This window comes from Mycolicibacterium houstonense (genome assembly GCF_900078665.2).
Lineage (GTDB): Bacteria > Actinomycetota > Actinomycetes > Mycobacteriales > Mycobacteriaceae > Mycobacterium > Mycobacterium houstonense.
Genome location: NZ_LT546207.1, coordinates 5,521,087 through 5,525,743, shown reverse-complemented (window position 1 = coordinate 5,525,743; position 4,657 = coordinate 5,521,087). Strand labels below are relative to the sequence as shown.

General features: G+C 67.4%; 5 protein-coding genes and 2 pseudogenes. 3 read left to right on the top strand and 4 right to left on the bottom strand.

The window, feature by feature from the left end; all coding sequences use genetic code 11:
• On the top strand, positions 1–829 hold an 829-nt coding region (locus tag BN4332_RS27900; RefSeq protein WP_066902795.1), incomplete at its 5' end, for a ribonuclease Z.
• Here the strand turns inward: BN4332_RS27900 and BN4332_RS27895 are convergent.
• Both BN4332_RS27895 and BN4332_RS27890 read right to left on the bottom strand, forming a co-directional pair.
• Positions 813–1,652 (bottom strand): transglutaminase family protein, encoded by an 840-nt coding sequence (locus BN4332_RS27895; RefSeq protein WP_066902793.1) that lies wholly within the window; start codon positions 1,650–1,652, stop codon positions 813–815. The two genes, BN4332_RS27900 and BN4332_RS27895, sit on opposite strands and share 17 nt — an antisense overlap.
• 32 nt (positions 1,653–1,684) lie before the next feature.
• Positions 1,685–1,969 (bottom strand): annotated as a pseudogene (locus BN4332_RS27890) (alpha-E domain-containing protein); the annotation flags it as partial.
• Between the two features lies 1 nt (position 1,970).
• Here BN4332_RS27890 and BN4332_RS27885 point away from each other — a divergent pair.
• Positions 1,971–2,855: pseudogene (locus BN4332_RS27885) on the top strand (FAD-dependent oxidoreductase); the annotation flags it as partial.
• A 15-nt stretch (positions 2,856–2,870) separates the two neighbouring features.
• Here BN4332_RS27885 and BN4332_RS27880 read toward each other — a convergent pair.
• Both BN4332_RS27880 and BN4332_RS27875 read right to left on the bottom strand, forming a co-directional pair.
• Entirely contained in the window at positions 2,871–3,554 is a 684-nt protein-coding gene (locus BN4332_RS27880; protein ID WP_066902791.1) for a GAF and ANTAR domain-containing protein, read from the bottom strand.
• Positions 3,555–3,689: 135 nt separating this feature from the next.
• The gene (locus tag BN4332_RS27875; protein ID WP_066902789.1) at positions 3,690–4,238 is read right to left on the bottom strand and encodes a YceI family protein; all 549 of its coding nucleotides are present in this window, start codon (positions 4,236–4,238) and stop codon (positions 3,690–3,692) included.
• A 177-nt stretch (positions 4,239–4,415) separates the two neighbouring features.
• Here BN4332_RS27875 and BN4332_RS27870 point away from each other — a divergent pair.
• Positions 4,416–4,657, top strand: a 242-nt coding sequence (locus BN4332_RS27870; protein WP_200820446.1) for an excalibur calcium-binding domain-containing protein, incomplete at its 3' end; no start/stop codon positions are given.

Genomic DNA, 4,657 nt, shown 5'->3' with positions numbered 1-4,657 from the left:
CCCGATCCCCGACCCGGCGCGGGCCGGACCGTCGACCCTGGCGCGGGCCGGTGACCAGACTTTTCTGATCGACTGCGGCCGCGGCGTGCTGCAGCGCCTGGCCGCCGTCGGGCTGGGCGCCAACCAGCTCAGTGCCCTGCTGCTGACCCACCTGCACAGTGATCACATCGCCGACCTCGGCGATGTGATCATCACCCGTTGGGTCAGCACGTTCACTCCCGACGCGCCACCGCTGCCGATCATCGGACCGCCGGGCACCGCCGAGGTGGTCGAAGCGACGCTGCGGGCCTTCGGCCACGACATCGGCTACCGCATCGCCCACCACGCCGACCTCACCGCACCGCCGCCGGTCGAGGTGCACGAGTACACCGACGGGGACGTGTGGAACCACGGCGGCGTGCACATCCGCGTGGCCCCCACCGACCACCGGCCGGTGACGCCGACGATCGCCTTCCGCATCGAACACGGCGGGGCCTCGGTGGTGGCCGCGGGCGATACCGTGCCGTGTCCCAGCCTCGATGGCCTGGCCGCCGGCGCAGGAGCGCTGGTGCACACCGTGATTCGCAAGGACCTCGTCGAACAGCTTCCACTGCAACGGATCCGGGACATCTGCGACTACCACTCGTCAGTGCAGGAGGCTGCCGCCACCGCAGCCAGGGCCGGCGTCGGGATCCTCATCCTCACCCATTACGTCCCGGCGATCGCTCCCGGCGCCGAGGACCAGTGGCGGGCGCTGGCGGCCACCGAATTCGACCGCCAGATCGAACTCGGCGATGATCTGCACCGGGTCCAGGTGCATCCGGGGGTGTGCGTCAGGCCAGCCGGGTGACCTCGACCACCACGTCGAGATCGGTCGAGCCCTCACCGGAGTAGATTCCCTTGAGCGGGGCCACATCCGAATAGTCCCGGCCGACCCCGACGCTGACGTACTGCTCGTTGATCTCGGTGTCGTTGGTCGGGTCGTAGTGCCACCAGCCACCCGTCCACGCCTGGATCCAGGCGTGGCTCTGACCATCGATGGTGTCCCCCACGACCGCCTCGCGATTCGGATGCAGATACCCCGACACGTACCGGGCCGGAATACCCATGGAGCGCAAAGTGATCAGCGAGAGATGCGCGAAGTCCTGGCACACCCCCTTGCCCTCACGCAACGCGTCCAGGCCCGAGGAGTGCACCCCGGTGGTGCCCGGCACGTAGTCGAGCTCGCTGCGGACCCACTGCGCCACGGCCATCACCGCCTCGAACGGAGTGTGGTCCTTGGCGATCCGGCGGCCCACGCGCTCGATGCGCTTGCTGCGCGGGGTGTAATGCGTCGGGCTCAGCACCTCATCGAACCGGTCGAACACTGCCTCCGAGGCCAGGTCATCCCAGCCGGCCAACTCCTCGGGCTTCTCGGCGACGTCGGTCTCGACCACCGAGGAACCCGAGACCTCCAACTCGGTGTGCGGGGCATGCAGGTCGAAAGCTGTCACCGCCGTGCCCCAGTAGTCGACGTACCGATAGGACCTGGTGGCCGGAATGGTCTCGACCCGGTTGAGGATCACGTTCTGACGCGAATCGGAACGCGGGGTCAGCCGGGCCTCGTTGAAGGACGCGGTCACCGCCGACTTGTAGGCATAACCCGTGGAGTGCACCACCCGCAGTCGCCACATCACGATCTCCTCTTCGCGCGAGCGCTCATCGACTAGACCTCGCCTTCCTCGATCACGACCACATCCCCGTGCCCGGCATCGGTCCAGGCCACCCAGGGCGCGGAGTGGAAGTACTGCAGCGCCAATGCTTCTCCGACATCGCGGCAGGTTTTCTGCAGCCCGGCCAGCCGGGCATCGAGGGATTCCAGCAGCGCACCCGGCTGCAGGAACTCCAGCTCGCTGCGGGCCCGGCCGAGCAGCCGCTGCGCCTCGGCCGTGGCGCCCAGCCGGTTGTGCGGCCGGTTGAGCAGCTCGTCGAGACTGTGTTCGGCCAACCGCGCCGTGGTGGGAGCCGGCCCGGCCGGGTTGTCCGCCGCGGTCAGCGCCGCCGAGCGCGGGCACCGGGTCACGCTGTTCGAGGCGGGTTCGGCAATCGGTGGCCAATTCGATTTGGCCAGAAGGATTCCCGGCAAAGAAGAGTTCAACCAGACGATCCGTTACTACACCACCATGCTGGAGCGGCTCGAGGTCGACGTGCGGTTGGGCGTGCGGGCCGGCGTGGACGACCTGGCCGGCTTCGACGACGTGGTGCTGGCCAGCGGGGTCACCCCGCGCCTGCCCGCCATCCCCGGTATCGATCACCCGAAAGTGCTCACCTACGCCCAGGCCATCACCGGTGCGCCGGTGGGCAAATCGGTGGCGGTGATCGGCGCCGGCGGAATCGGTTTCGACGTCAGCGAGTTCCTCACCACCGACCAGTCGCCGACGCTGAACCTCAAGGAATGGAAGGCCGAGTGGGGCGCGGCCGACCCGCAGGAAGCGCGCGGCGCTCTCACCACTCCCCTGCCCGCGCCGGCCGTGCGCGAGGTGTACCTGCTGCAGCGCACCAAGGGGCCGCAGGGCCGCAAGCTCGGCAAGACCAGCGGCTGGGTACATCGCGCGTCGTTGAAAGCCAAAGGGGTACACCAGCTTTCCGGCGTCAACTACGAGCGCATCGACGATGAGGGTTTACACATCAGCTTCGGCTCCGATCACCGCGATCGACAGGTGTTGCCGGTCGACAACGTGGTGATCTGCGCGGGGCAGGAATCGGTGCGCGATCTGGAGGATGCGCTGCGCCGGGCGGGAGTGGAGCCACACGTCATCGGCGGGGCCGCCCTGGCGGCTGAGCTCGACGCCAAACGCGCGATCCGGCAGGGCACGGAACTGGCCGCCCGGCTTTAGGTCGGCCCGCAGGCGCTAACCGCGGGTCTCGATGACCTGTTGGGCGACGTCGATCAGCTTCGTATTGCTGTCCTGCGACAAGCGTCTGAGCAACTCGAAGGCTTGCACGTCGTCGATCTGGTAGCGCTCCATGATGATGCCCTTGGCCTGGCCGATGCGGTCCCGCGTCGACAGCGCGGATGTCAGTTGTTCGCTGTGCCGGCCGGCCAGCAGCGCCGCAGCGGCGTGTGCGGCCAGCACCGTGCCGATCGTCTCTGATTCCGCATCCCACACCTTGGGCCGGAAACCGAACAGGTTCAACGCGCCTGCCGTGCGGTCGTCGGTGTAGAGCTTGAAGGACAGTCCGCTCAGGACGCCCATGTCGACCGCGACTTTCGAGTAGCTGGGCCACCGCGATTCCTCGCGGAAATCGTCCGTGCGTACCACGACGTCTTCGAGCGCGGCCTGCATGCAGGGTCCCTCCTGCAAGGTCATCTGCAGCTCGTCGAGCTCGTGCGGCAGGCTGCTGGTTCCTGCCAGCGATTCGAACTTGCCGCCATCGCCGATGAGCAGCACTCCGGCGGTGTCCGCGCCGGGGACGAGTTCGGTGACCGTCGCCGTGACGTCGGACAGTATGTCGTTGACGCTGCGCGGACTCGCGACGGCCCGCGCGAGTTCGGCCATACGCACGGCTAAGTCATGTCGCGATAGCTCGGCCATGCCTCAGGGTTCCCAATCGGGCGCCGTTACACACTCGCGTGGGCCCCCCGCAGGCTGGGAGTTGGGTCGCCGCGGTGATGTCACGCTGGAGTGGCGCTGGAGGCTGGGCGCCACTCCAGCGTGACAGCGTGCGGGTCAGGCCTGCTTGAGCGCCTCGATCTCCAGGGTGATGGTGACCTTGTCGCCGACGACGGTGCCACCGGTCTCCAGCGGCATGTCGATGTCGATGCCGAAGTCCTTGCGGTTCAGTACAACCGAAGCCTCGAAGCCGGCCACAGCGCCCTGGCCCATGCCCGGGTTCACCCCGTTGTACTCGAGCTTGAGCGACACCGGCTTGGTCACGCCCTTGAGGGTGAAGTCGCCGTCGACGATGTAGTCGTCGCCGTCGGGGCGCACACCGGTCGAGACGAAGGTGGCGGTCGGATGGTTCTCGGCGTCGAAGAAGTCAGCGGAGCGCACATGGGCGTCGCGCTGCTCGTTGCCGGTGTTGATGGAGTTGACGTCGATGGTGGCACTGACCGAAGGGGTGCCGTCTTCGGCGACGGTGATCGCGCCGCTGAACGAATCGAAGCTGCCTCGCACCTTGCTCACCATGAGGTGGCGGACCGAAAAGTTGATCGATGAATGCACACGGTCGATGGCCCAGGTGCCCGCGGTCAGGTCGGTGGCTACTGCGACGGTCATGGTGTCTCCTTGGTTCGTGAGCCGGTCGGTCCGGCACCTTCACCACAGATTAACCGGACCGTGGTCCGATTCAATTCCCGAGTTTCGCGATTTTTCTGCCGATCTCCGAAATCAGGGCGCATCATGCTCTGATCCGCAATTTGCGTCACTGTCAATTCGACGATCGGATCCCCAGGTATGCGCATTCTCATCGCCGCCGTGGCATGTGCCGCAGCAACGGCCGGCCTCACCACGGCCCCCATCGCCGGTGCCTATCCGAATTGCGCTGCGGCCCGCGCCGCCGGCGCCGCTCCCCTCTACGCGGGCCAACCCGGCTACAGCTCGAAGCTGGACCGTGACGGCGACGGCGTCGCATGTGAGACCGGTGGCGGCGGGAGTGGGTCCGTATCGAGCAGCGGCGGCCTCCCGCTGTACGGCAG

Coding starts and splice junctions, on each gene's coding strand:
- BN4332_RS27880 (WP_066902791.1), bottom strand. CDS start 3,554: ATGGCCGAGCTATCGCGACATGACTTAGCCGTGCGTATGGCCGAACTC.
- BN4332_RS27875 (WP_066902789.1), bottom strand. CDS start 4,238: ATGACCGTCGCAGTAGCCACCGACCTGACCGCGGGCACCTGGGCCATC.
- BN4332_RS27895 (WP_066902793.1), bottom strand. CDS start 1,652: ATGTGGCGACTGCGGGTGGTGCACTCCACGGGTTATGCCTACAAGTCG.